The sequence below is a fragment of the Serratia ureilytica genome, assembly GCF_017309605.1.
Taxonomy (GTDB): Bacteria; Pseudomonadota; Gammaproteobacteria; order Enterobacterales; family Enterobacteriaceae; genus Serratia; species Serratia ureilytica.
Window position 1 is genome coordinate 421347 of record NZ_CP071320.1, and the last position, 25765, is coordinate 447111.

At 59.8% G+C, this 25765-nt stretch carries 29 protein-coding genes; 17 read left to right on the forward strand and 12 right to left on the reverse strand.

Features of this window, described 5'->3' with window-relative positions:
- Positions 1–11: 11 nt before the first annotated feature.
- The 3 genes from lexA to J0X03_RS01990 all read left to right on the forward strand — a co-directional run bounded on the left by lexA (position 12) and on the right by J0X03_RS01990 (position 2586).
- The gene (lexA, locus tag J0X03_RS01980; protein WP_025160136.1) at positions 12–620 is read left to right on the forward strand and encodes a transcriptional repressor LexA; all 609 of its coding nucleotides are present in this window, start codon (positions 12–14) and stop codon (positions 618–620) included.
- Between the two features lie 103 nt (positions 621–723).
- Entirely contained in the window at positions 724–2061 is a 1338-nt protein-coding gene (gene dinF / locus J0X03_RS01985) for an MATE family efflux transporter DinF (RefSeq protein ID WP_033644406.1), read from the forward strand.
- Between the two features lie 315 nt (positions 2062–2376).
- Positions 2377–2586 (forward strand): CsbD family protein, encoded by a 210-nt coding sequence (locus J0X03_RS01990; protein WP_004936743.1) that lies wholly within the window; start codon positions 2377–2379, stop codon positions 2584–2586.
- A 102-nt stretch (positions 2587–2688) separates the two neighbouring features.
- Here the strand turns inward: J0X03_RS01990 and zur are convergent, their stop codons facing one another.
- On the reverse strand, positions 2689–3201 hold the full coding sequence (zur, locus tag J0X03_RS01995; protein ID WP_015379223.1) for a zinc uptake transcriptional repressor Zur: 513 nt from the start codon (positions 3199–3201) through the stop codon (positions 2689–2691).
- 245 nt (positions 3202–3446) lie between these two features.
- Between zur and J0X03_RS02000 the strand changes: the two genes are divergently transcribed.
- Positions 3447–4019: a sugar O-acetyltransferase gene (locus J0X03_RS02000; protein ID WP_042785466.1), complete on the forward strand. Its 573-nt coding sequence runs from the start codon at positions 3447–3449 to the stop codon at positions 4017–4019.
- Positions 4020–4023: 4 nt separating this feature from the next.
- Here J0X03_RS02000 and J0X03_RS02005 read toward each other — a convergent pair whose 3' ends face one another.
- Together J0X03_RS02005 and J0X03_RS02010 are read right to left on the reverse strand one after the other, a co-directional pair.
- Positions 4024–4569 (reverse strand): RNA polymerase sigma factor, encoded by a 546-nt coding sequence (locus tag J0X03_RS02005; protein WP_160204655.1) that lies wholly within the window; start codon positions 4567–4569, stop codon positions 4024–4026.
- 18 nt (positions 4570–4587) lie between these two features.
- Positions 4588–5121 carry a tetratricopeptide repeat protein gene (locus tag J0X03_RS02010; RefSeq protein ID WP_047573523.1) on the reverse strand — a complete coding sequence of 178 codons (534 nt, stop codon included), beginning with the start codon at positions 5119–5121 and terminating at the stop codon, positions 4588–4590.
- Between the two features lie 202 nt (positions 5122–5323).
- Here J0X03_RS02010 and dusA point away from each other — a divergent pair, with 202 nt between their 5' ends.
- Positions 5324–6334 carry a tRNA dihydrouridine(20/20a) synthase DusA gene (gene dusA, locus J0X03_RS02015; protein WP_060434708.1) on the forward strand — a complete coding sequence of 337 codons (1011 nt, stop codon included), beginning with the start codon at positions 5324–5326 and terminating at the stop codon, positions 6332–6334.
- A gap of 157 nt (positions 6335–6491) precedes the next feature.
- Positions 6492–6710: an envelope stress response protein PspG gene (pspG, locus tag J0X03_RS02020; RefSeq protein WP_016930270.1), complete on the forward strand. Its 219-nt coding sequence runs from the start codon at positions 6492–6494 to the stop codon at positions 6708–6710.
- Between the two features lie 299 nt (positions 6711–7009).
- Here pspG and J0X03_RS02025 read toward each other — a convergent pair whose 3' ends face one another.
- Positions 7010–7993 carry a quinone oxidoreductase gene (locus J0X03_RS02025; RefSeq protein ID WP_060660196.1) on the reverse strand — a complete coding sequence of 328 codons (984 nt, stop codon included), beginning with the start codon at positions 7991–7993 and terminating at the stop codon, positions 7010–7012.
- A 167-nt stretch (positions 7994–8160) separates the two neighbouring features.
- Here J0X03_RS02025 and dnaB point away from each other — a divergent pair, with 167 nt between their 5' ends.
- Both dnaB and alr read left to right on the forward strand, forming a co-directional pair.
- On the forward strand, positions 8161–9585 hold the full coding sequence (gene dnaB, locus J0X03_RS02030) for a replicative DNA helicase (RefSeq protein ID WP_025160134.1): 1425 nt from the start codon (positions 8161–8163) through the stop codon (positions 9583–9585).
- Between the two features lie 17 nt (positions 9586–9602).
- Positions 9603–10682, forward strand: coding sequence for an alanine racemase (gene alr, locus J0X03_RS02035; protein ID WP_047026579.1), 1080 nt, complete (start codon positions 9603–9605; stop codon positions 10680–10682).
- Positions 10683–10726: 44 nt separating this feature from the next.
- Here alr and J0X03_RS02040 read toward each other — a convergent pair whose 3' ends face one another.
- Positions 10727–11494: a transporter substrate-binding domain-containing protein gene (locus J0X03_RS02040; protein ID WP_033651220.1), complete on the reverse strand. Its 768-nt coding sequence runs from the start codon at positions 11492–11494 to the stop codon at positions 10727–10729.
- A gap of 215 nt (positions 11495–11709) precedes the next feature.
- On the opposite strand from J0X03_RS02040, the gene J0X03_RS02045 reads away from it, so the two are divergent.
- The 5 genes from J0X03_RS02045 (at position 11710) to maa (ending at position 15060) form a co-directional block, all read left to right on the forward strand.
- Positions 11710–12183: an Lrp/AsnC family transcriptional regulator gene (locus J0X03_RS02045; protein ID WP_025304444.1), complete on the forward strand. Its 474-nt coding sequence runs from the start codon at positions 11710–11712 to the stop codon at positions 12181–12183.
- Positions 12184–12262: 79 nt separating this feature from the next.
- A complete protein-coding gene (locus tag J0X03_RS02050; protein WP_033644416.1) occupies positions 12263–13456 on the forward strand; it encodes an amino acid aminotransferase in 1194 nt (397 codons plus the stop codon).
- A 125-nt stretch (positions 13457–13581) separates the two neighbouring features.
- Positions 13582–13998: a secondary thiamine-phosphate synthase enzyme YjbQ gene (locus tag J0X03_RS02055; RefSeq protein ID WP_016930264.1), complete on the forward strand. Its 417-nt coding sequence runs from the start codon at positions 13582–13584 to the stop codon at positions 13996–13998.
- Between the two features lie 4 nt (positions 13999–14002).
- On the forward strand, positions 14003–14356 hold the full coding sequence (locus J0X03_RS02060) for an MmcQ/YjbR family DNA-binding protein (protein ID WP_019453210.1): 354 nt from the start codon (positions 14003–14005) through the stop codon (positions 14354–14356).
- Between the two features lie 146 nt (positions 14357–14502).
- Positions 14503–15060 (forward strand): maltose O-acetyltransferase, encoded by a 558-nt coding sequence (gene maa, locus J0X03_RS02065; RefSeq protein WP_103101919.1) that lies wholly within the window; start codon positions 14503–14505, stop codon positions 15058–15060.
- 13 nt (positions 15061–15073) lie between these two features.
- Here maa and J0X03_RS02070 read toward each other — a convergent pair whose 3' ends face one another.
- The 3 genes from J0X03_RS02070 to uvrA form a co-directional block, all read right to left on the reverse strand.
- On the reverse strand, positions 15074–15871 hold the full coding sequence (locus tag J0X03_RS02070) for a M48 family metallopeptidase (protein WP_164489284.1): 798 nt from the start codon (positions 15869–15871) through the stop codon (positions 15074–15076).
- Positions 15872–16090: 219 nt separating this feature from the next.
- Entirely contained in the window at positions 16091–16897 is an 807-nt protein-coding gene (locus J0X03_RS02075) for a MipA/OmpV family protein (protein WP_033651345.1), read from the reverse strand.
- A gap of 328 nt (positions 16898–17225) precedes the next feature.
- A complete protein-coding gene (gene uvrA, locus J0X03_RS02080; protein WP_033644422.1) occupies positions 17226–20054 on the reverse strand; it encodes an excinuclease ABC subunit UvrA in 2829 nt (942 codons plus the stop codon).
- 277 nt (positions 20055–20331) lie between these two features.
- Here uvrA and ssb1 point away from each other — a divergent pair, with 277 nt between their 5' ends.
- Positions 20332–20862, forward strand: a complete 531-nt coding sequence (gene ssb1 / locus J0X03_RS02085; RefSeq protein WP_004936793.1) for a single-stranded DNA-binding protein SSB1 — start codon at positions 20332–20334, stop codon at positions 20860–20862.
- Positions 20863–20947: 85 nt separating this feature from the next.
- Here the strand turns inward: ssb1 and J0X03_RS02090 are convergent, their stop codons facing one another.
- From J0X03_RS02090 to bhsA, 4 genes are all read right to left on the reverse strand, one after another.
- Positions 20948–21904 (reverse strand): cyclase family protein, encoded by a 957-nt coding sequence (locus J0X03_RS02090; RefSeq protein ID WP_069100421.1) that lies wholly within the window; start codon positions 21902–21904, stop codon positions 20948–20950.
- 226 nt (positions 21905–22130) lie between these two features.
- The gene (locus J0X03_RS02095; RefSeq protein ID WP_459076041.1) at positions 22131–22334 is read right to left on the reverse strand and encodes a YdgH/BhsA/McbA family protein; all 204 of its coding nucleotides are present in this window, start codon (positions 22332–22334) and stop codon (positions 22131–22133) included.
- Between the two features lie 272 nt (positions 22335–22606).
- Positions 22607–23356 (reverse strand): 3-oxoacyl-ACP reductase family protein, encoded by a 750-nt coding sequence (locus tag J0X03_RS02100; RefSeq protein WP_033644429.1) that lies wholly within the window; start codon positions 23354–23356, stop codon positions 22607–22609.
- Between the two features lie 150 nt (positions 23357–23506).
- A complete protein-coding gene (bhsA, locus tag J0X03_RS02105; RefSeq protein WP_069100422.1) occupies positions 23507–23767 on the reverse strand; it encodes a multiple stress resistance protein BhsA in 261 nt (86 codons plus the stop codon).
- Between the two features lie 195 nt (positions 23768–23962).
- Between bhsA and J0X03_RS02110 the strand changes: the two genes are divergently transcribed.
- The 3 genes from J0X03_RS02110 to J0X03_RS02120 are packed head-to-tail and all read left to right on the forward strand — an operon-like array spanning position 23963 to position 25526.
- Complete coding sequence (locus tag J0X03_RS02110; protein ID WP_033644432.1) at positions 23963–24406, forward strand: lipocalin-like domain-containing protein; 444 nt, start codon at positions 23963–23965, stop codon at positions 24404–24406.
- Positions 24403–25071, forward strand: a complete 669-nt coding sequence (locus tag J0X03_RS02115; RefSeq protein ID WP_160204654.1) for a glutathione S-transferase family protein — start codon at positions 24403–24405, stop codon at positions 25069–25071. The genes J0X03_RS02110 and J0X03_RS02115 overlap by 4 nt, the downstream gene beginning before the upstream one ends.
- A gap of 47 nt (positions 25072–25118) precedes the next feature.
- Positions 25119–25526, forward strand: a complete 408-nt coding sequence (locus tag J0X03_RS02120; RefSeq protein ID WP_015379207.1) for a VOC family protein — start codon at positions 25119–25121, stop codon at positions 25524–25526.
- Positions 25527–25765 lie beyond the last annotated feature (239 nt).

The following is a 25765-nucleotide window of genomic DNA, read 5'->3' on the forward strand; positions in this document are numbered from 1 at the left end:
CAGGGGGCGGAATGAAAGCACTAACTACCAGACAGCAAGAGGTCTACGATCTGATTCGCGATCATATTTCGCAAACGGGCATGCCGCCGACGCGTGCCGAGATCGCGATGCGTCTGGGGTTCCGTTCGCCTAACGCCGCCGAAGAGCACCTGAAGGCGCTGGCACGCAAAGGCGTGATCGAAATCGTCTCCGGCGCGTCGCGCGGTATCCGCCTGCTGATGGAAGAAGAAGAAGGGCTGCCGCTGATCGGCCGCGTCGCCGCCGGCGAGCCGCTGCTGGCGCAGCAGCACATCGAAGGGCACTACCAGGTGGATCCATCCCTGTTCAAACCGAGCGCCGATTTCCTGTTGCGGGTGAACGGCATGTCGATGCGCGACATCGGCATTCTGGACGGCGATCTGCTGGCGGTGCACAAAACGCAAGACGTGCGCAACGGCCAGGTCGTGGTCGCGCGCATCGAAGACGAAGTGACGGTCAAACGCTTGAAAAAGCACGGCAACGTGGTTGAACTGCTGCCGGAGAACAACGAATTCCAACCGATCGTGGTCGATCTGCGCCAGCAGAATTTCACGATCGAAGGGCTGGCGGTCGGCGTGATCCGCAACGGCGACTGGATTTAATCGCCGCGCCATCACCGCCGCTCCCTGTATCAATCGCCCCTGTTTTGGGGCGTTTTTGTTTCTGACTTCGCCCTTCGTCACTCTGTCACAGGAACATCCCATCATGCGCCTGATTTCCGCCTTCACCAGCGACACCGATAAAGCCCTGTGGCGCCTCGCCCTGCCGATGATTTTCTCCAATATCACCGTGCCGCTGCTCGGGCTGGTGGACACCGCGGTGATCGGCCACCTCGACAGCCCGATCTATTTGGGAGGCGTGGCGATCGGCGCGGTGGCGACCAGCTTCCTGTTCATGCTGCTGCTGTTCCTGCGCATGAGCACCACCGGCCTCGCGGCGCAGGCGCTGGGAGCGAAGAACCCGCAGGCGCTGGCGCGCGCCTTTATGCAACCGCTGCTGCTGGCGCTGTTGGCCGGGGGGGCGATCGTCCTGTTGCGCTACCCGCTGATCGAACTGGCGCTGCGGATCGTCGGCGGCGATGGCGAGGTGCTGGAGCAGGCGCGGCGTTTTCTTGAGATCCGCTGGTTGAGCGCGCCGGCGGCGCTGGCCAACCTGGTGCTGCTGGGCTGGCTGCTCGGCGTGCAGTACGTGCGTGCGCCGGTGATCCTGCTGATCGTCGGCAACCTGCTGAACATCGTGCTGGATATTTGGCTGGTGATGGGCCTGGGTTGGAACGTGCGAGGGGCGGCGGCGGCCACCGCCATCGCCGAATATGCCACGCTATTGCTCGGCCTGTGGCTGGCGTGGCGGGTGATGCGTCTGCGCGGTATTACCCTGGCGATGTTGCGTCAGGCCTGGCGTGGCGATCTGCGTCGCCTGCTGGCGCTCAATCGCGACATCATGCTGCGTTCATTGTTGCTGCAGCTGTGCTTTGCGTCGCTGACCATTTTCGGCGCTCGCCTGGGGAGCGATGTGGTGGCGGTTAACGCGGTGTTGATGAACCTGCTGACGTTTACCGCCTATGCGCTCGACGGCTTCGCTTATGCGGTGGAGGCCCATTCCGGCCACGCCTACGGCGCTCGGGACGGCAGCCAACTGCGTAAGGTGTGGCACGCGGCCTGCAGGCAGGCGGGGCTGGTCGCGTTGGCCTTCGGCCTGGCGTATGCCGTTACCGGCCAGCAGATCGTGGCGGCGTTGACCTCTCTACCGGAGCTGCGCGCGTTGGCCGCCCACTATTTACCGTGGCAGGTCATTTTGCCGCTGGTCGGGGTGTGGTGCTATTTGCTGGATGGCATGTTTATCGGCGCCACGCGCGGCGCTGAGATGCGTAACAGCATGGCGGTGGCCGCGGCAGGGTACGGTCTGACGCTGTTCAGCGTGCCGTTGCTTGGCAACCACGGGCTTTGGCTGGCGCTGGCGGTGTTTCTGACGTTGCGTGGCGTGGCATTGGGCTGGATTTGGCACCGTCACCAGGTGCGCGGCAGCTGGTTTACTGCACATTAAACCGGACGTTTTGTTGGGTTAATGGTTAGTTTTTCTTATGATTTTGGTCATGTTTGCTTACATGTTTTCAGCCTTGGTTTGTTCGCGTTAGTTCGTTGTTTGTTAGCGTTTTTTGTTTTTATTTTGTTTGTTAATGGTTTTTTATTCTGTGTTTTGGCTTTTTTATTTCCATGTTTAACTAGAATGAATCATGTGGCTGGTAAATGAAGGGGAGCGGTGCTTCTTAAGGTGAAGGAAGCATCGGCCAGAAAAATTTCTGGTTAACCCCGACCGGCAACAGGGATCACTGATTCACCACAGGTTAACGGAGAGACTATGAATAAAGATCAAGCCGACGGTAACTGGAAGCAGCTGAAAGGCAAAGTGAAAGAGAAATGGGGCAAGCTGACCGATGACGATCTGACGGTCATCGAAGGGAAACGCGAACAGCTGGTCGGCAAAATTCAGGAGCGCTACGGTTACCAGAAAGAGGCGGCCGAAAAAGAGGTGAAGGCCTGGGAAGATCACACCAAACACCGCTGGTAACACGCAGGGCCGCCACTGACGGCGGCCGGCAACAGCGCAGGCCGGCGTCGCTCCATCCTCTGGCGCCCCGGCCGCAGGTACAGGGAAGTACCTGACTTCGTCTTACTTCTTCTTGATGGCGATGCTGTGATCGTGTTCGGCGCAGTCATGCTTGCTGTCACAAGCTTCAACTTCAACGCAACCGGCGCACAGACCGTGCGCTTCCACCACGCTGTGCCGCAGTGCAAATCCGGCTTCCTGTGCCAGCTTCTGCAGCGTTTCCTCCACGCCTTCGGTGGTGCGTTCGGTCACCTGGCCGCAGCGGTCGCAGATAAACAGCGCGGACGTATGCATCGGCTGTTCGAAATGGTGGCACAGCACGTAGCTGTTGGCCGATTCCACTCTATGGATAAACCCTTGCTCCAGCAGAAAATCCAGCGCGCGGTATACCGTCGGCGGCTTGGCCTGCGGTTCGGCGACGCGCAGCAGATCGAGCAGGTCATATGCGCTGATTGCACCGGGTTGCTGAGTCATCAGACGCAGCACTTCCAGCCGTTGCGGCGTCAATCGCACATTGCGTTGCTGGCAGAGGCGTTCAGCCTGCGCCAGCAGCTTTTCCTGGGTGGTTGAGTTCATCGCAAATATCCCGGTACGTAAAAAAGCCGATTTTACCATGATTACGGCGAATCGCCGAGAGTTGCCCCCTTTTCCCCTGATGATAGCGCAGGGAAAGTCGCGCCGATCGCGCTAAAAGAGAGATGCGTCACAACTTTTCCCCGCCGTCGGGCGGCAAATCAACGTTGCCGGTTTTAGCGCTGGAGAGCGGGGGGCGAGCGCGGTATAACGCCTTTTACCCGCGTGATGAGCAGGAGCCCTGTGTGATGACGGAAAGAGAGAAGCTGTTAAGCGGCCTGGAGTACAACAGCCGCGATGAAGAACTGATCGGGATGTACCATCGGGCGAGGGCGTTGATCAAAAGCTTGGGGGCGCTGGACTCGCATCAGGCGGACGAGAAAAACCGCCTGCTCGGCGAGCTGTTCGGCGCCTGGGGGGAAGCGAGCTGGATTGAAACGCCATTCTGGTGTGACTACGGGCAGCATGTCCGCATCGGTAAAAACTGCTTTATCAACGTCAACGCGGTGTTCCTCGACTGCAATACCATCACCATCGGCGACAACACGCTGATCGGCCCCAACGTGCAAATCTATACGCCGAGCCACCCGCTGAAGGCCGCAGAGCGCTTCACCGGCGATCCGGATTTCCCTTTCCGCACCTCGGCGCAGCCGGTGTCCATCGGCAACAACGTCTGGATCGGCGGCAACGTAGTGATCCTGCCGGGAGTGACTATCGGCGACGGCACCACCATCGGCGCGGGCAGCATCGTCACCGGCGACATCCCGGCCAACGTGCTGGCGCTGGGGCAGCCATGCCGGGTTATCCGCTCGTTGGAATAGGGCGTTATCGACGAGCAGGAGGCAAGGGGGCGGGATGGCGCTCTTTGCGGTGCGGGCCGTCGTTTGCCAACGGGCGGTCATCGGCCAATGCCAGACGTGCGGCCGCCAAACGGCTCATGACGGTGCCGATCGGCACCGCCAGCACTTTTGCGGCCTCCCGGTAAGACAGCCCTTCGACATACACCAGAAACAGCGCGTTGCGCTGGGCCGTCGGCAGCCGGCTGATGCGCCGCATCACTTCATGGAGCCAGACCGGCTGTTCGCCGTTGTCCGCATCGCCCAGCTCTTCCGCCGCCATGCAGCCTTGCCCCTGGCGAAGATGTTGGGCGCGAACTTCATTGAGCCAAATGGAGTGCAAGATGGAAAACAGCCAGCGATCCAGGTGTGAACCGGGGGTGAATTGCGCGGCGCGCTCCAGCGCACGCAGGCAAGTGGCCTGCACCAGATCGTCGGCGACATCCCGCCGGTGCGAGAGCACCAGCGCATAGCGCCACAGGCGGGAGAGATAGTGGCCGAGTTCATCGCGTATCGCATCGCCGCTGATAGTCACCTCCGCAGGCGCGTCAGATCACGATTCCGGGTGGCGGTCGATGGCCGCCGCCAAATCGCGGTACTCCTCGCACCCGGTGCCGCACAGCGACTGGATCACCTGCAGCTGTTGGCGAGCCAGATCGGGTCGGCCTTTCAGCATATAGGCTTCCCCCAGGTACTCGCGCACTTTGGGGTATTTCGGATCGAGGGCTACTGATTTTAAATAATAGCCGATCCCCTCATCGGTGCGGCCAAGTTTGCGCATGGCGTAGCCACGATAGTTCAGCGCAACGGCGGTGTTGGGATTTTTCAACGTATTGAGCATATCGAGCGCTTCCTGATAACGGCCGCTTTTCGCCAGTACATAGGCGTAGTTAGTGCGGTCGGCGTCGTCGACCTTGCCGCTTTTATCTACCATGCAAGTCTGAGTTTTGCTGTCGTAGACCTGGCCTTTCGGACAGGTTGGCGGGGTTTGGCCGCTGCCGTCGCCGCCCATCGCCAGCGCCGCGCCGGACAACAGCAGGCAGCCGGCAATGGCCGATGCCAGCAGGCGTTTAATGAAGCTGTTCATGGTTATGTCCTCAAGGCAGAGGCGCCGTGCGCGCCCGTAATGAGATAACACCTGAACGAGCGGGTTTATTCGCCTTGTCTCCGCTTATTTTTGCCGGCGGCAAGCGGGTTTTCCCAACGGCGCCGATTGTCGTTATAATAGCCGTTTGCGGCCGCGTGCCGTTCGTTGAACCCAGACAGACTCAGGTAGCCAGTAACTCAGCATGACGAAAGACAACCACGCCCCAACCTACGCCGCCAATCGTTTCTCCATCGCGCCGATGCTCGACTGGACCGATCGTCATTGCCGTTACTTCCACCGCCTGCTGACCAAGGAAACGCTGCTGTACACCGAGATGGTGACCACCGGCGCGATCATCCACGGCAAGGGCGACTATCTGGCCTACAGCGAAGAAGAGCATCCGGTGGCGCTGCAGCTGGGCGGCAGCGATCCGGCCGCGCTGGCGCATTGCGCCAAGCTGGCGGAGCAGCGCGGTTACGATGAGATTAACCTCAACGTCGGCTGCCCGTCCGATCGGGTGCAAAACGGCATGTTCGGCGCCTGTCTGATGGGCCAGGCGGCGCTGGTCGCCGATTGCATCAAGGCGATGCGCGACGTGGTGTCGATCCCGGTGACGGTGAAGACCCGCATCGGCATCGACGATCAGGACAGCTACGCCTTCCTGTGTGACTTTATCGAGACCGTCGCCGGGCGCGGCGAGTGCGACATGTTCACCATCCACGCGCGCAAGGCCTGGCTCTCCGGCCTCAGCCCGAAAGAAAACCGCGAAGTGCCGCCGCTGGACTATCCGCGCGTCTATCAGCTGAAGCGGGATTTCCCGGCGTTGACCATCGCCATTAACGGCGGGGTGAAAACGCTGGAAGAGGCGCAGCAGCACCTGCAGCACTTGGACGGCGTGATGATGGGGCGCGAGGCGTATCAGAATCCGGGTATCCTGGCGCGGGTCGACAGCGAACTGTTCGGCGCGCAGACCGCGGTGCCGGACAGCGTGGCGATCGTCGAAGCGCTGTATCCGTATATCGAGCGCGAGCTGTCTAACGGCACCTATCTTGGCCACATTACTCGCCATATTCTCGGTCTGTTCCAGGGCGTGCCGGGCGCGCGCCAGTGGCGTCGCCATCTGAGCGAGAACGCCCACAAGCCGGGCGCCGATGCGCGGGTGGTGGAGCAGGCGCTGGCGCTGGTGCGTCAGCCGCGCGTCGAAATGGCGTAATCCACAAAAAATTTGACCAACAGTTAGTGTTTTTCACCAGGCGTTCGGTGCGTTACCGGATGCCTGCCTTCGGTTTTCAATAGGTTAGCCCATCCGCCGTTCTGGCACGCTTCTTGTAATCCACTCTGCAGATACGTTGTATTGCAAAGGAGCAATCATGTTGGAAATCTTCTTTCTCATTGGTTTTGTGGTGATGCTGATGGTGACCGGCATCTCGCTGCTGGGGATCTTCGCAGCGCTGTTGGCGGCGGCGGCATTCATGCTGTTGGGCGGGCTGTTCGCAGTGGTCATTAAGCTGCTGCCGTGGCTGATTTTGGCGGTGGTTGGGGTATGGATTTACCGTTCAATGCAGAAACCCCAGATCCGGCGTTACTGATTTTTTGCTGAATAATCAGACAGTCACACTGAAACTTGCACAATTTCCCGCACCGCGAATGCGGCAGCGATCACAGCTTGGCAGTTTTCCCCGGCGATGTGGCACATAAAGCGTGTTTTTTGCCGGACGGGGCTGTTAGGATGTGGGTCGATGCAGTGATGCGACCGATTTCATCACCGTGAGAGACACCTAAAATTCGTGTTGCTAAAGCAACCCCTGTCTCTGGCGGACTCTGCTCTACCCCTACAAAACGCAGTAACAGAAAGGGCTCCGCAAGGAGCCCTTTTCTTTGGCCGCGATCAGGGGATCAGCAGGCTGGAACCGCTGGTGCTGCGGCTTTCCAGCACCTGGTGCGCACGCTGGGCGTCGGCCAGCGCGAATTTCTGATCGTCTCTCACCTCCACCCGAATGGCGCCGCTGCCGATCAGCGAGAACAGCTCGTTGCTGGCGTACTGCAGCTCGGCGCGGTTGGTGATGTAGCCGTTGAGGGAAGGGCGGGTGACGTACAGCGAGCCCTTCTGATTCAGCAGCGCCAGATCGACGCCGGTCACCGGGCCGGACGCGTTGCCGAAGCTGACCATCAGGCCGCGCCGCTTCAGGCTGTTGAGCGAGGCCTGCCAGGTGCTTTGCCCCACCGAATCGTATACCACGCCGACCTTCTCGCCGTGCGTCAGCTCGGCCACCCGCTGGGCGATATCCTCTTTATGGTAGTTGATGGTGGCCCAGGCGCCGGCCTGCTTCGCCAGCGCCGCCTTCTCGTCGGAGCCGACGCTGCCGATCAGGCGCGCGCCCAGCGCTTTGGCCCACTGACAGGCGATCAGCCCGACGCCGCCGGCGGCGGCATGGAACAAAAATACTTCACCCGGCTGCACTTCGTGGGTCTGGCGCAGCAGATAGTGCACCGTCAGCCCTTTCAGGAAAGAAGCGGCGCCTTGCTCAAAGCTCAGGTTGTGCGGCAGCAGCGCCACTTTCTCTTCCGGCACGTTGTGGATCTCGCTGTAGGCGCCGAGCGACGACTGCGCATACACCACCCGGTCGCCCGGTTTGATCGCGCTGACCCCGGCGCCGACCTTGACCACCACGCCGGCCGCTTCGGTGCCGAGGCCGCTCGGCAGGCTGGCCGGCGCGTACAGCCCGCTGCGCACATAGGTGTCGATGTAGTTGATGCCGATCGCCTTGTTCTCGATCTGCACTTCACCGGCAGCCGGATCGAGCGGTGTAAAATCAACGTATTGCAAGACTTCCGGTCCGCCGACGGCGGAGAATTGAATGCGCTTGGCCATAGGGTTACCTCGTTGGAGTGTCTGATTTCACCCTATTCTTTTTATTATCGGAGATCCAGTTCGCCCGTGCGGGGGTCAATACCTTTTTTGCATCGGTTATGACGCAAAAATCACGTATACTCTCGCGTCAGGATCCTTCATTCGCAACCGGATAAAGACTACGTTTCATGGCAGGAAAAAAACCAACCAACAAAACAAACGCGGACGAAACCAGAGAGCGTTCCAGAGATCGTCAGATGGAAGGGCTGAAGATGCCGCCGCACTCGCTGGAGGCCGAGCAGTCGGTGTTGGGCGGTTTGATGCTGGATAACGAGCGTTGGGACAACGTGGCGGAACGCGTGGTCGCCAACGACTTCTTCAGCCGCCCGCATCGCCTGATCTTTACCGAGATGCAGCGTCTGCTGGAGATGAGCAAGCCTATCGACCTCATCACCCTGTCCGAATCGCTCGAACAGAAGGGCGAACTGGACTCGGTGGGGGGCTTCGCCTACCTGGCCGAGCTGTCGAAAAACACCCCGAGCGCCGCCAACATCGGCGCCTACGCCGACATCGTACGCGAGCGCGCGGTGGTGCGCGAAATGATCTCGGTGGCTAACGAAATCGCCGACGCCGGCTACGATCCGCAGGGGCGCAGCAGCGAAGACCTGCTCGATCTGGCGGAATCCCGCGTATTCCAAATCGCCGAGAACCGCGCCAGCAAAGACGAGGGCCCGAAGGGCATCGAACGCATCCTGGAAGACACCGTCTCGCGCATCGAACAGCTGTATCAGCAGCCGCATGACGGCGTGACCGGGGTCGATACCGGCTATCAGGACCTCAACAAGAAAACCGCGGGCATGCAAAAGTCCGATCTGATCATCGTCGCCGCCCGTCCATCGATGGGGAAAACCACCTTCGCCATGAACCTGTGCGAAAACGCCGCGATGACCCAGGAGAAACCGGTGCTGATCTTCAGCCTGGAGATGCCCGGCGAGCAGATCATGATGCGTATGCTGGCGTCACTGTCGCGCGTGGATCAGACGCGCATCCGTACCGGCCAGCTCGACGACGAGGACTGGGCGCGCATTTCCAGCACCATGGGCATCCTGCTGGAGAAGCGCAACATGTACATCGACGACTCCTCCGGCCTGACGCCGACCGAGGTGCGCTCGCGCGCGCGGCGCATTTTCCGTGAGCACGACGGGCTTAGCCTGATCATGATCGACTACCTGCAGCTGATGCGCGTGCCGGCCTTGTCCGACAACCGTACGCTGGAGATCGCCGAGATTTCGCGCTCGCTGAAGGCGCTGGCGAAAGAGCTGCAGGTGCCGGTGGTGGCGCTGTCGCAGCTGAACCGAAGCCTGGAGCAGCGCGCCGACAAACGCCCGGTCAACTCCGACCTGCGTGAATCCGGCTCCATCGAGCAGGACGCCGACCTGATTATGTTCATCTATCGTGATGAGGTGTATCACGAGAACAGCGATCTGAAAGGGATCGCGGAAATTATTATCGGTAAGCAGCGTAACGGCCCAATCGGCACCGTGCGCCTTACCTTTAACGGCCAGTGGTCGCGTTTCGATAACTACGCGGGGCCACAATACGATGACGAATAATCAGCTAAGGAACTGAAATGAAAGCGGCAACCGCTGTAATCGACCGCCGCGCTCTGCGACATAATCTGCAACAGGTGCGCCGCCAGGCGCCGCAAAGCCGCCTGATTGCCGTTGTGAAAGCAAACGCTTATGGACATGGCCTGCTGGAAACAGCACACACCCTGCAAGACGCCGACTGCTACGGCGTAGCGCGCATCGGCGAGGCGCTGATGCTGCGCTCCGGCGGCATCGTCAAGCCGATCCTGCTGCTGGAAGGCTTCTTCAGCGCCGAAGACCTGCCGGTGCTGGTGGCGAACAACATCGAAACCGCGGTGCACAGCATCGAACAGCTCGAGGCGCTGGAACAGGCCGAGCTGGCGCGCCCGGTGCCGGTGTGGATGAAGCTCGATACCGGCATGCATCGGCTGGGGGTGCGTCCCGAACAGGCGGAGGCGTTTTATCAGCGCCTGTGCGCTTGCCGCAACGTGGCGCAGCCGGTCAATATCATGAGCCACTTCAGCCGCGCCGACGAGCCGGAGTCCGACGCCACCCTGAAACAGATCGCCTGCTTCGAGCAGTTCGCGCGCGGCAAACCGGGCCAGCGCTCGGTCGCCGCTTCCGGCGGCACGCTGCTGTGGCCGGACGCCCACAACGAGTGGGTGCGCCCCGGCATCATTCTGTACGGCGTGTCGCCGTTGGATAGCGGCAGCGGCGCCGAGCATGGTCTGCAGCCGGCGATGACGCTGAAATCCAGCCTGATCGCGGTGCGCGAGCACAAGGCTGGTGAAGCGGTGGGCTATGGTGGCACCTGGATCAGCCCGCGCGATACTCGCCTTGGCGTGGTGGCGATGGGGTACGGCGACGGCTACCCGCGCAGCGCGCCGACCGGCACGCCGATCCTGATCAACGGCCGCGAAGTGCCGATCGTCGGCCGGGTGTCGATGGACATGATTTCGGTCGATCTCGGGCCGGACGCCGCCGATAAGGTGGGGGATGAAGCGGTGCTGTGGGGGCCGGCGTTGCCGGTCGAGCGCATCGCCGCCTGTACCGGCATCAGCGCTTATGAACTGATCACCAAGCTCACGCAGCGCGTGGCGATGGAATACATTGGCGACTGATACGCCGCAGGGGCCGACGCGCGTCGGCCCCGTTTCTCAGCGGGTTACTTCTTTACCGCCAACCACTTGTCGATAACCTTCTGATACTCGCCGGTCGCCTTGGCCAGGTGCAGCCACTGATCCACATACAGTTTCCAGCTCAGATCGTCGCGCGGCAGCATGTAAGCCTTTTCGCCGTACTGCATCGGTTTGGTCGGATTCACCGCGCACAGCTTCGGATAGCGCTTCTGCTGGTACAGCGCCTCGGAGGCGTCGGTGATCATCACGTCCGCCTTGCGATCCACCAGCTGCTGGAAAATGCTCATGTTGTCGTGCGTCAGCGTCAGCTTGGCTTTTGGCAGATAGGCGTGCACGAAGGCTTCGTTGGTGCCGCCCGCCGGTTCCAGCAGACGCACCGACGGTTTGTTGATCTGTTCTATCGTGCGGTATTTCTTCACGTCGGTGCAGCGCACCAGCGGAATTTTGCCGTCGGTATCCAGCTTGTCGGCGAAGAACACCTGTTTTTGGCGCTCCAGCGTGACGGAGATGCCGCCCATGGCGATGTCGCACTTGCCGGAGGCGAAGTCCGGCGTCAGGGTTTTCCAGCTGGTTTTCACCCACTTCACCTTGGCGCCGAGGCTCTTCGCCAGCGATTCCGCCATGTCGATATCGATGCCTTCATAGCTGCCATCTTCCTTGAGGAAGGTGTAGGGCTTGTAGTCGCCGGTGGTGCAGACCTCCAGGGTCTTTTGCTGCAGCACTTTGTCCAGGTGGGATTGCGCGCCGGCGCTGCCGGCGGCGAGCAGCAGCGCGAGAGGGAGTAACTTTTTCATCTGGCGTCCTTTTTATACATTCGTGGTTTTATGCGTTACTTCGCCGTTAATTGTCGTTTGCCTGCATGAGTTAGCCGTTTTTTATGCCGCTTACCGGCGAAAACGCCGGGCGTTGCTGCTGTACGCGATTTAAGCGCCAGGGTGTGACGTCGGCAACGGTAAAAAAACTGGTAGGCTGTAACGTCAACATTTATTAACACAGTTTACAGGTGGCTATGTACAACATTGACGATTTTGATATGAAAATCCTGACGCTGTTACAGGCCAACGGCCGTTTGACCAATCAGGAGCTGAGCGAACTGGTGGGGCTTTCCGCTTCCCAGTGTTCACGGCGGCGCATCAGCCTGGAGCAGGCGCAGCTGATCCGCGGCTACCACGCGCGGCTGGCGCCGGAGGCGGTCGGCCTGGGGCTGGTGGGGCTGATTGAAGTCAGCCTGATCACGCACGCTCAGGAGCAGATCGACAGCTTTCATCAGATGCTGGAGGACGTGGACGCGATCCTGGACGCTTACAAGACCACCGGCGACGCCGATTACCTGCTGAAAGTGGCGGTGGCGGACCTGCCGGCGCTGAGCGAGTTCATCAGCCAGACGCTGTCGCCGCACAAAAGCGTGGCGCATATCAAAACGGCGGTGGTGCTCAATCGCATCAAGGAAAACGGTTTGTTGCCGGTGACGCGAGAAAGCTGAAACCGAATACGCTTTTCCGTCTATATTAGGAACGTAACGCTGTGCCCAAACCACAATAAATAAACCAGGAGAAAAAAACGTGTTCCAGAACGTTGACGCCTATGCCGGCGATCCCATTCTGTCGCTGATGGAAAAATTCAAACAAGACCCGCGCGCGCACAAGGTGAACCTGAGCATTGGCCTGTACTACGATGCGCAGGGCGTTATTCCGCAGATGCGTGCGGTCGCCGCGGCGCAAGCGCAGTTGAACAGCGTCGAGCACGGCGCCTCGGTATACCTGCCGATGGAAGGGCTGCAATCCTACCGCACCGCCATCCAGCATTTGCTGTTCGGCGAGCAGCACCCGATGCTGCAGCAGGGGCGCATCGCCACCATTCAGACCGTCGGCGGTTCCGGCGCGCTGAAAGTGGGCGCGGACTTCCTGAAAAGCTACTTCCCGAATTCGCAGGTGTGGGTCAGCGATCCCACCTGGGAAAACCACGTAGCCATCTTCAGCGGCGCCGGTTTCAAGGTGAATACCTATCCGTATTTTGACGGCGAAAGCCTGGGCGTGAAGTTCGACGCCATGCTGGCTGCGCTGAAACAGCTGCCGAAGCACAGCATCGCGCTGCTGCATCCGTGCTGTCACAACCCGACCGGCTCAGACCTGACCCCCGCCCAGTGGGACGAAGTGATCAAGGTGATCGCCGATCGTGAGATCATTCCGTTCCTCGACATCGCCTATCAGGGCTTCGGCGGCGGTATGGAGCAGGACGTCTACGCCATTCGCGCCATTGCGGCGGCCGGCTTGCCGTGCCTGGTGAGCAACTCGTTCTCGAAGATCTTCTCGCTGTACGGCGAGCGCGTCGGCGGCCTGTCGGTGGTGTGTGAAAGCGAAGAAGCGGCCGGGCGCGTGCTGGGCCAGCTGAAGGCGACCGTGCGCCGCAACTACTCGAGCCCGCCGAACTTCGGCGCGCAGCTGGTAGCTAAAGTGCTGAACGACGCTGAGCTGAAAACTCAGTGGCTCAATGAAGTGGAAAGCATGCGCACCCGCATTCTCGAAATGCGCCACGCGTTGGTGGACACCCTGAAGAGCGCGCTGCCGCAGCGCAACTTCGATTACCTGCTGGCGCAGCGCGGCATGTTCAGCTACACCGGCTTCAGCGCGGCGCAGGTCGATCGCCTGCGCGAAGAGTTCGGCGTCTACCTGATCCACAGCGGCCGCATGTGCGTGGCCGGCCTGAACCACGACAACGTGCGTCAGGTAGCCGAGGCGTTTGCTGCGGTGCAGTAACGCCTGTTAGTCTGAATGGACGTTCATCGGGAGCGATAGCGATATCGCTCCTTTTTTATTGCCGGCGCGCCGCCGAAGTTGCCGCAAACCGGAGAGAGAATATACTGATTGAGGGGCGCTCACTCATGTGGCATCAGCAAACGCTAATCCTCAGCGCAAAAGCGCGTGGCTTTCATCTGGTTACCGACGAGATCACCAACCAGTTAACCCACTTACACCGCCTGCAAACCGGCCTGCTGCATCTGTTGCTGCAGCATACCTCGGCCTCGCTGACGCTCAACGAGAACTGCGATCCCACGGTGCGAGCCGATATGGAGCAGCATTTTCTGCGTCAGGTGCCGGAAAACGCCCCCTATCAACATGACTACGAAGGGCCGGACGACATGCCGGCGCACATCAAATCCTCGCTGCTGGGCGCTTCCTTGACGCTGCCCGTCAGGCACGGGCGGCTGATGTTGGGCACATGGCAGGGCATCTGGCTGGGGGAGCACCGCATCCACGGCGGAGCACGCCGTATTGTGGCCACATTACAGGGGGAATAACCCAATGAATAACAGCGCATTGCTGGAGTACTGCATGGCGAAGCCGGGCGCGGAGCAAAGCGACCAGAACCAGTGGCAGGCCAGCCAGATCAAGGTGGGCGACGTGATGTTCGCCATGGTGTGCGAAGTGGAAGGGCGGCCGGCGCTGGCGGTCAAGTCCAGCCCGGAGCTGGCGGAAAGCCTGCGCGAACACCACCCTGAGATCGTCGCCTGCGACGGCCTGAACAAGGCGCACTGGAATACGGTATTTCTCGACGGCAACCTGCCGAACTCGCAGTTTTATACGTTGATCGACAGCTCCTATCAGCTGGTGGTGGAAGGCCTGCCCGAACACGTGCGCCAGGAACTGCGCGCCTGATTGCCGGGCGGCGGCGCCGCCCGTTTTCTCCTGCTTTCTCGCGTTAAACCGTGATCGCGGTTTTAAATTGGGAACGTTCCCTTTTTATTGCCGGGCTAAAGCGGCTACGCTTGGGCATTCAAGAAACGCGGATGAAGGAGGCCGACATGGCCATGAGCGAAGAAAAGCGCAAGATGATCGCCGGGGAACTGTACGACGCCGGCGATGAACTGCTGCGCAGCGAGCGTCGGCGCGCGCGCCAGATAACGCATCGCTACAACCACTCATCGCCGGAAGAGGGCGAGCTGCGCAAACAGTGGCTGGGCGAGCTGCTGGGCGGCTATCAAGGCGGCGCCATCGAGCCGACGTTCCGCTGCGACTACGGCTATAACATCTATCTCGGCAAGAACTTCTACGCCAATTTCGACTGCGTGATCCTCGACGTGTGCGAGGTGCACATCGGCGACAACTGCCTGCTGGCGCCGGGCGTGCATATCTACACCGCCACTCATCCGCTGGACGCCGAGACCCGCGTCGGCGGCGCGGAGTTCGGCAAGCCGGTCAAGATTGGCAACAACGTGTGGATCGGCGGGCGCGCGGTGATCAATCCGGGCGTGACCATCGGCGATAATGCGGTCGTGGCCTCCGGCGCGGTGGTGACCAAAGACGTGCCGGCCAACTGCGTGGTGGGCGGCAACCCGGCGCGCGTGCTGAAAACGCTGTAAGCCCTCGGGCGGATTAAAACATGCTGCCATGGCGCTCGAAGCCGTGCATCTCGATGTCTTTGAGCGCCTTGAAGCGTTTGACCATCACCGCATGGTCTGACAGCAGATTGCTGATGCGAACAAACAGCTCCTTGTTCTCTTCTTCGCACTGCTCCAGCCAGGCCTGCGGATTCACGCCGTGCTGCATCCAGGGGCCGACGGCCAGCAGCCGCACCGTGTTGGCGTAGCTCGGGCACACCGCGAGCGCCACGCGATCGGCGGAATACTCCTGCGCGCGAGTGGTCGCCAGGCCGGGCAGCACCAGCGACTGCGGCACAACGCCGATCGCCAGACGCCACAGCGACACGTGCCGCAGCTTGTGATGGGCCAATTCATGGGCCAGCACGAACTCCACGATCTCCGGCGCGGTGGGCATCAGCATGGCGATTTCAGCATGGATCACCACGTAGCGCTGGCGGCGGTTGCATTCCAGCGCGAAGGCGTTGACCACGCCGTTGCCGTTGGTCAGATAAAGCTTGGGCAGCGTCTTGAGTTCCAGCCGACGGCCGATATCCTGATACAGCGCGAACAGTTCCGGAAATTGCGCCGGCCCGATGCGCAAGGCGTTGGATTTCGCCTGTGCGGCGAGATAGAAACGGTAAATATAGAAAGCGATCGGGATCAGCGGTAATAACGCGAGCAGGCTGAGGGTATCCAATGTTTCCTTGGCGTCGTCTCCCAACCCAAGTGCAGTTCCATCCGTATTTACCACGACGGCGGCGATGCCAAATAAAAAACCGAACAAGGTAATTATCGCCGATAGCCAGATCATGGGCATTTCCCAGCGGTGGCGAAATGCGGTGAAATTACGACATTCCGTCGCATGATGTTGACACATAAAATATCCTTAATAAGGGAAAGCCACGCCTGACATTGTCAGGTAAATAATGAATGTTTAATTATCCATCCGTTTACCTGACACTCAGCTAAACTGTAGTTCGTTTTTTAATCATGGCGTTTATCCCTTCCTGCACAGACTTAGGCAAAAACGTCAAAAACTGTAGCTGGCGCTGGTGAAGGCCATGCCCGAGGTGGTTTTCTCAACGATGGGGCTGTCGGCCGCGTCGCCCAGCAGGCGCGTTACGCCGACGCCGGCCTGGAAGGCCACGTTCGGTCGCCATTGGTAGTTGAGTGCGGCGGTGAGCGTCGCGTCCTTGAAGCCGCTGCCCGGCCGATATGCGCTGAAGGCGCTGTGCTGCGCCTGCTGCGACGTCACGCCGAAATAGCCGCGCTGATAGCCGCTGTTGGCCCAGGTGGTGGAGAGATTGCCGATAAGCGTCAGCTGTTCGCTGAGCGGATATTGCCCGGTCAGTCCGCTTTCCACATAGGCGGTGTGGCCCAGTTCTTCCCCGCCGTAGCTGCGTTTGCGCGTCGCCTGCATCCCTTTGACATAGGCGCGGAAGGGGTCGAGTTGGTAGCTCAGCTCAGCGCCGGCTTCCAGCGCGCCGCCCAGTTTGCCCATGCCTTTGAGTCGAGTGTTGCGCCCGCGCAAGGTTTTGATTTCCTCGTCACGGCCGGCGTCATAGTTGAGCAATAACGCGATGCCGACGGGCCCGGCGATGGGGAATTGCCAGCGCGCCCCTTCGCTGCCCGCGCTGAATTCTCCCCAACTGGCGTTTTGATAGCCGGCATTCACCTGATACAGCGGTTCAATGCTGTAAAAAGACGAGCCTTCATAGGCGGGAGCGACGGCGAGGCCGCCGGCGAGCGTTAAAGACGCTTCGCCGTCCTGCGCCTGACCGGCGAGGGGAAAAAGAAAGAGCAGGGCGGCGGCAGAGGTACCCAGTTTATTATCCACGTTAAACACCTTTATATCATCCCATTGAATAAACGGCCCGCAGGCCCACGTTTAAATGACGGCTTATTGATAAACGCCATGTTTATATTGATTAATCGACAGGCGACGGCGCGCCATTGGCGTTATTTCACCGCAATAGTGAAACGCATGGGGAATAAACAAAAGCCAAACAAATGGCATGATGGGGCGAGTTTATTATTGGCTGGGTCCAAAGCGCCTGTTTTTAAAGGAATGATGCAGAGAAGGGTATTTAATGTTTCTCGCAGAGGGATAGGTTGATTGCTCAACGAGGCGGAATAGGGCGCCTCGTTGAGCGTATCATCCGCCGTTATTTTTCCAACAGCGGTTTCAGGAAGCGCGCGGTGTGCGATTTTTCACACTCGGCGACCGTTTCCGGCGTGCCGGCGACCAGGATCTCGCCGCCGCCGCTGCCGCCTTCCGGCCCCAGATCGACGATCCAGTCGGCGGTTTTGATCACGTCCAGGTTATGCTCGATGACCACGATGGTATTGCCCTGATCGCGCAGCTGATGCAGCACCGCCAACAGCTGTTGGATATCGGCGAAGTGCAGACCGGTGGTCGGCTCGTCGAGAATATACAGCGTCTGGCCGGTGCCGCGTTTCGACAGCTCGCGCGCCAGCTTGACGCGCTGCGCCTCACCGCCGGAGAGCGTGGTGGCCGACTGGCCGAGGCGGATGTAGGACAGGCCGACATCCATCAGGGTTTGCAGCTTGCGCGCCAGCGCCGGCACCGCGTCGAAGAAATCGCGCGCTTCTTCGATGGTCATCTCCAGCACTTCGTGGATGCTCTTGCCTTTGTACTTCACTTCCAGCGTTTCGCGGTTATAGCGTTTGCCTTTGCACTGGTCGCACGGGACGTAGATGTCCGGCAGGAAGTGCATCTCGACCTTGATCACACCGTCGCCCTGGCAGGCTTCACAGCGCCCGCCCTTGACGTTGAAGCTGAAGCGGCCCGGCGTATAGCCGCGGCTGCGCGACTCCGGCACGCCGGCGAACAGCTCGCGCACCGGGGTGAAGATGCCGGTGTAAGTGGCCGGGTTGGAGCGCGGCGTGCGGCCGATCGGGCTCTGATCGATATCGATCACCTTGTCGAAATGTTCCAGGCCGGTCACTTCGCGGAACGGCGCAGGCTCGGCGATGGTAGCGCCGTTAAGCTGGCGCTGGGCGATCGGGAACAGCGTATCGTTGATCAGCGTCGACTTGCCGGAGCCGGACACGCCGGTGATGCAGGTAAACAGACCGACCGGCAGCGTTAGCGTCACGTCCTTCAGGTTGTTGCCGCGCGCGCCGCTCAGCTTCAGCACCTTGGTCGGATCGGCCTGCACGCGCTGCGCCGGGATGGCGATCTCGCGTTTGCCGCTGAGGAACTGGCCGGTCAGCGATTCCGGCTGCGCCATGATGTCATCGACGGTGCCTTCCGCCACCACCTGGCCGCCGTGCACGCCGGCGCCGGGGCCGATGTCGATCACGTGGTCGGCGGCGCGGATGGCGTCTTCGTCATGCTCCACCACGATCACCGTGTTGCCGAGGTTGCGCAGGTGGATCAGCGTTTCCAGCAGGCGCTCGTTGTCGCGCTGGTGCAGGCCGATCGACGGCTCATCCAGCACGTACATCACGCCCACCAAACCGGCGCCGATCTGGCTGGCCAAGCGGATACGCTGCGCTTCGCCGCCGGAGAGCGTTTCCGCCGAACGGGACAGCGACAGGTAGTTCAGGCCGACGTTCACCAGGAACTTCAGGCGATCGCCGATCTCTTTCAGCACTTTCTCGGCGATCTTGGCGCGCTGGCCGCTGAGCTTCATGTTCTGGAAGAACGTCATCGCATGGCCGATGCTCAGATCGGAGATCTCCGGCAGCGTGGTGTCTTCGACGAACACGTTGCGCGCCTCTTCACGCAGGCGGGTGCCGTGGCACGAGGCGCAAGGGCGGTTGCTGATGAACTTCGCCAGCTCTTCGCGCACCGCGCTGGATTCGGTCTCTTTATAGCGGCGCTCCATGTTGTGCAGCACGCCTTCGAACGGGTGGCGGCGCACGGTGGTGTCACCGCGATCGTTGATGTATTTGAATTCGATCGACTCTTTGCCGGAGCCGCTCAGCACCGCCTTCTGCACGTTGGCGCTCAGGGTGTTGAACGGGGCTTCGACGTCGAACTCATAGTGCTCCGCCAGCGAGCGCAGCATCTGGAAGTAATAGAAGTTGCGGCGATCCCAGCCGCGGATCGCGCCGCCGGCCAGCGACAGCTCGGGGTTTTGCACCACGCGATCCGGATCGAAGAACTGTTGCACGCCCAGGCCGTCGCAGGTCGGGCAGGCGCCGGCCGGGTTGTTGAAGGAAAACAGGCGCGGTTCCAGTTCGCGCATGCTGTAGCCGCAGATCGGGCAGGCGAAGTTGGCGGAGAACAGCAGCTCGTCCGCTTTTTCGTCGTCCATGTCCGCCACCACCGCGGTGCCGCCCGAGAGCTCCAGCGCGGTTTCGAACGATTCGGCCAGGCGCTGCGCCATGTCGTCGCGCACCTTGAAACGGTCGACCACCACTTCGATGGTGTGTTTTTTCTGCAGCTCCAGCTTCGGCGGATCGGACAGATCGCACACTTCACCGTCGATGCGCGCGCGGATATAGCCCTGAGCGGCCAGGTTTTCCAGCGTTTTGGTGTGTTCGCCCTTGCGATCTTTCACCACCGGCGCCAGCAGCATCAGGCGCTTGCCTTCCGGCTGGCTCAGCACGTTGTCGACCATCTGGCTGACGGTTTGCGCCGCCAGCGGCACATGGTGATCCGGGCAGCGCGGCTCGCCGACGCGGGCGAACAGCAGGCGCAGGTAGTCGTGGATCTCGGTGATGGTGCCGACCGTGGATCGCGGGTTGTGCGAGGTGGATTTCTGCTCGATGGAGATCGCCGGCGACAGACCTTCAATATGGTCGACGTCCGGTTTTTCCATCAGCGACAGGAACTGGCGCGCATAGGCGGAGAGTGATTCGACATAGCGCCGCTGCCCTTCGGCATACAGCGTATCGAAAGCCAGCGAAGACTTGCCGGAACCGGACAGGCCGGTGACGACGATCAGTTTGTCACGCGGGATGATCAGGTTGATGTTTTTCAGATTATGGGTTCGAGCACCACGAACTTCGATATTGTCCATTTACACTTCCCGTCTTGATGATACACCGCGCCTGTCGCGATTTTTGCGGGGGATTTTGTGATGGATCTCGCAAAAAACCGGCACAGCCAGGTCGAAACGCATAATTATGACACAAAAAAACCTGAATGGATATCCAGTATGCGAATGCAATAAGGTCGATTGGAAAGACAATTCTGGAATGCAATTCGCACTTATCAACACGGGTGTGGTTTCGTACTCAGCGTGGTAAACTGACGCGTTTATACTGTGTAGAAATCAATCATCGGGAGAAGTGCTCATGGCCAGCAGAGGCGTAAACAAAGTAATTCTGGTCGGGAATCTGGGTCAGGATCCAGAAGTCCGTTACATGCCGAACGGCGGCGCAGTGGCCAACATTACCCTGGCGACCTCCGAAAGCTGGCGTGACAAAGCGACCGGCGAACAGAAAGAGAAGACCGAGTGGCACCGCGTTGTGCTGTTCGGCAAACTGGCTGAAGTGGCGGGCGAATACCTGCGCAAAGGCTCTCAGGTCTATATCGAAGGCTCCCTGCAGACCCGTAAATGGCAGGATCAGAGCGGCCAGGATCGCTACACCACCGAGATCGTGGTTAACGTCGGCGGCACCATGCAGATGTTGGGCGGCCGTCAGGGCGGCGGCGCACCGGCCGGTCAATCTGCCGGCGGCCAGGGCGGTTGGGGCCAGCCTCAACAGCCACAGGGCGGCAACCAGTTCAGCGGCGGCCAGCAGCAGTCTCGTCCGGCGCAGAACAGCGCTCCGGCGACCAGCAACGAACCGCCAATGGATTTCGACGACGATATTCCGTTCTAAGCCTGGCAACAGCGCTAAAAAAACCCCGCTCAGGCGGGGTTTTTTGTGGGCGCTCACTGCCGATTTTCTACGGCGGTGTCGCCAATCAGTAAATTGCTACCGGGTTGATGTTGACCTGGGTTGAGCCGACATACAGCGGTTGCCCCAGTACGAACAGGAATTCCCAGGTTTTCGTGCGCACCAGTGGGCGGCTGTCGATCAGTTCCAGGTTATAGACGCCGCGTTTGGCCAGCAGGTATTGGTTGACCGGGAACTCTTCGTCATTTTTCGGGTTAGGGTATACTTCGGAAGCCCAGGTATCACCGCCAAAGGCCACGATACCTTGGTCAGCCAACCACTTCGCCGCTTCCATGCCAATACCCGGCTCGACCTCCAGGAATTTTTTATTGTCCTTACCAATCAGCTCCAGCCAACCGGTATTAAATAAAACAACGTCGCCTTTCTTTAAGCTAATGCCCTGCTTCTTAAGCACCGCTTGAATATCCGCAACGGAAAATTCGGTGCCGCCCGGAACGATGTCTTTATGATAATAAGCCGTCATATCGAGTACGACGCCGCGTGTGACCATGGGCGGCACTTTTTCCACGCCCAATTTTTTCACGCCATCTACGGTGACGAAATCCGCCGCCTTATTGCCGTTATAATAAACATTGTCGATGCCGATATGGCCAATGCCATTCAACTGAGTGCCGACGCCGGTCCAGGCATTCACCAATTCATCATTAAAGGTGAATTTATTTGGGCCAAGCGTTTTACCGTCCTGCTGACCAGGCTGAATATTATATAAGCGGAAGCTGCGGTGGCGGAACGCCGGGAAATCTTTATCGACGGGCACCGCCAATGACAATGTCTTGCCTTGTTTTACCAACTGCACGGACTGTAATACCCCTTCTGGCGTGAGCAGGTTGGCCGCGCCGATTTCGTCTTTTGCACCGTAAACGGAAGGATACCAGTCTGACGGCTGAGCGGCGGACTCTGCGGCGTGTGCAGGCACTGTGGCAAGCAAAGGCAGCAAGAGGGAGAGGCGATACAATGATTTCATCAGTGACTCATCCTTATAACAACGTATTGCAGGGTGAATGAAAATGAGCCGTCCGGACATGGGCGACATCAGGCCGCCGAATAATAACCGGTGGAGAAAGAAGCTCATTTTTGGGTGCGCGGGGTGTATTAGCGTAATGCCTTATAACAAGGCGTGGTGAATAACCACCCGACGATGACTTCTTTATGCGGAAATAAATAACGCCGGGCGAGCGGCGTCATTGATATTATTTTTTCAGCTCAGCACTCATGGTGACGAAATTACCCATATAGGCGCTGGTGATTTTGTAGCCGCTTGCGCCGGCCTCTTGCGCTTTTTTAGCGATGAGGGCTTCGGTGGAATCCAGCGTGCTGCCGGTTGCGGTAACGCTCTCTGCTGCAGCGTTAAACGACAGCGTGGAAAACAGAGCGAGTGAAATAACGGTGGTCATGGTTTTCATATCTTTATCCTGTGTTCGATGATTCGAAAAATAAGGGTGTCCGGTACGACACGATGGAGCGAAGGATAAAGGGGGCAGTGAGGTGAATAAATAACAGAATCGTCAATAAACTATTCCGTTTTTGTACATAAACTGATTCGATTGTTGTATTTCACGCGGGATTGGCGGCGTAAAGCGTGGGCAGGGGAAACAAGCGTGCATCGACGTCGTCAGGCTTGCATACTGCGGCAAGCCAATAAAAAGCCCCTCGCGGGGCTTGGATGTTACGCCGAGAAGCCGCCGTCGATGCTCAGGCTGGCGCCGGTGATGTAACCCGCCTGTGGGCCCGCCAGGTAGGCGACAAAACCGGCGATCTCTTCATCTTTGCCGTAGCGGCCGATCGCCATCAGCTGCTTGAGCTGATCGGCGAACTCGCCGGCGTCCGGGTTCATTTCGGTGTCCACCGGGCCGGGCTGCACGTTATTGACGGTGATGCCGCGCGGGCCGAGATCGCGCGCCATGCCTTTGGTCAGGCCGACCAGCGCCGATTTGCTCATCGCATACACCGCCGCGCCGCCGAACGGCACGCGTTCGGCGTTGGTGCTGCCGATGTGGATGATACGGCCGCCGTCATTCATGTGGCGCGCCGCCTCTTGGCTGGCGACGAATACGCTGCGCACGTTGACCGCCAGCATGCGATCCAGATCGTCCAGCGCCAGCGCTTCGGTGCTGCCCAATGTAAACACCCCGGCGTTGTTCACCAGAATATCCAGGTTGCCGAAGTGGCTCACCGCCTGGCGAACCGCCTGCTGCAGCGCCGCTGCATCGGCGCTGTCGGCCTTGATGGCGAGGGCTTTGCCGCCGGCGGCGGTCACGGCGCTCGCCACCGCTTCGGCGCGATCGGCCGAGGCGGCGTAGGTAAAGGCGACGGCGGCGCCTTCGTTCGCCAACCGTTTCACGATGGCGGCGCCGATGCCGCGGGAGCCGCCCTGAACGAATGCGACTTTGCCTTGCAGAGGTTGTGCTGTCGTCATGCTATTTCTCCAAAGTGGGTGAGGGTATTGCGCTGTCATTCAGTATGGGTGAAATGAATGGCGATCACTGTCCACAAAGAGCTCTGGCCGCCTGAAACGAGAAAAGCCCCTTGCGGGGCTTCTTTCTTCCGTCGATTGGCTGTCCGACGATCAGTTGAAGATTTCTGCGGTGCCGTACAGTTTGTTTTGGCCGCCGGCGGCGACGATGCGGTAGGAACTGGCGCCCGACGCGGCGGCTTTGCTGGCCAGTTCGCTTTCCAGCGCGCTCAGGTTGGCGGCGCCGCTCACGGTGACTACGCCGATTTTCTGCGCGTCTGCGGCTGGCTGGCTGGTTGGCAGGTCAGCGGCGAAGGTAGAGAAAGAAGCGGTAGCCAGCAGTGCAGCGGTAGCAAAAATTTTGACGTTTTTCATGATGTGTTCCTCAGAGTATTTATTAGGTGAGAGCGCGTTGTCTCTCGATGTGTTAAATACTAGTGCACCGGGTGTGAATAAAAAATCGGAGAGTTTTGAGTATCTCTGTCAAATAAATTGACGGTTTTTCAGCCGTTGGCGTGCGGCAAAAATTGCCACTACCCTTTACAGACGATCCTTAACCGGAGAAGCGTCATGACGGTAAACGCGTTTATCGGCAGCTGGGCGTTGGTGTCGTCGGCGTTCAAAAACCAGAACGGCGAGCTGAATTACCCGCTGGGCGAGCAGGTGTTGGGGCGCATCCACTATGAGGCCAACGGCACAATGGCGGCGCAGCTATACAGCGCCGTGCGGCCGCGTTTCGTCGCCGACGATTTGGCGCAGGGATCCGAGCGGGAGATCCATGCCGCCTTCATCAATATGATTTGCTATTTCGGCCGTTATCAGGTGGAAGAAAGCGAGCAACGGGTGGTGCATCAGGTTGAAGGCTGCTCGTTCCCCAATTGGATAGGCAGCCGTCAGGTGCGCTTTTACGCCTTTAACGCCGATCGGCTGACGTTGCGCACGGTGCCGCTGCAGCTCGGCAACGGCGTGCAGATCGGCGAACTGGTGTGGCAGCGGACGGGAGCGTCATCATGATCATTGTTCATCATCTCAATCACTCGCGGTCGCAGCGCATTCTGTGGTTTTTGGAAGAGCTGGGCGTGCCCTATCAGGTGCAACGCTACGAGCGCGATCCGCACACTCTGCTGGCGCCGCCGGCGCTGAAAAAGATCCACCCGCTGGGCAAATCGCCGGTGATCGTCGATGGCGATCTGGCGCTGGCGGAATCCGGCGCCATTATCGAATACTTGCAGGAGGCCTACGACGCACAGGGCATGTTTATGCCGACGGACTTCCACGCGCGCCAGCAATACCGCTACTGGTTGCACTACGCAGAGGGATCGCTGATGCCGCTGTTGGTGATGAAGCTGGTGTTCAGCCGTCTCGGCCAGCCGCCGATCCCCTGGCTGCTGCGGCCGGTGGCGGGCGCGATCGGCAAGGGCGTACAGCGCGAATACCTCGACAAACAGATCGCGCCGCACTGCGAGTATCTCGAACAGCACCTGAACAAGGGCAGCTGGTTCGTCGGCAACGATTTCAGCGCGGCGGACATACAGATGAGCTTCCCGCTCGAGGCGATGGCGGCGCGCGGCGCGTTGGACAATTGCCCGAAACTGCGCGGCTTCCTGCAGCGCATCCACGCCCGGCCCGCTTACCAGCGGGCGCTGGAACAGGGCGGCCCTTACGACCTGCTGAGTTAAGCGGATGGGCTATACTCGATGGGGTCATTCTTCATCGGAGGTAGCCCATGGCTACGCAAATCTTCGTAAATCTGCCCGTACGCGATCTGCCCGCCTCTATGGCGTTTTTCACCCAGCTCGGCTTCAGTTTCAACCCGCAATTTACCGACGATACCGCCGCCTGCATGGTGGTCAGCGACACGATTTACGTGATGCTGCTGACCCACGACAAATTCAGGATGTTTACCCCGAACCCGATCGGCGACGCCAAACAGGCCACCGAAGTGTTGGTGTGCCTGTCGCAACCCAGCCGGGCGGCGGTGGACGAACTGGTGCGCAAGGCGATCGCCGGCGGCGGCAATACCTATCATCCGCCGCGGGACTATGGCGTGATGTACGGTCACGGATTTCAGGACCTGGACGGCCATATCTGGGAATTGATGTATATGGATCCCGCAGCGGTGCAGGCGCAATAAGATCGCCGTGAAACAGGCTGGCAGGGGCGCCGGATCGCCCCGTCTTTTCGCGCAGAAGCCCTTCCCGCCGCTTTCTGCATAAATTGCCGCGATCTTTAGTTGATTAGACGCTAGGGAAGGCAGGATAATCGTTTGCCTTGAATAAACCACCATAAATCACCCGTACCGCGCGCTGCGAGTTAAACGTTTGCCTTGGTGCGCATCGCCGTTGGCGGTGCGACGGAAGGGCAAGGAAGCGG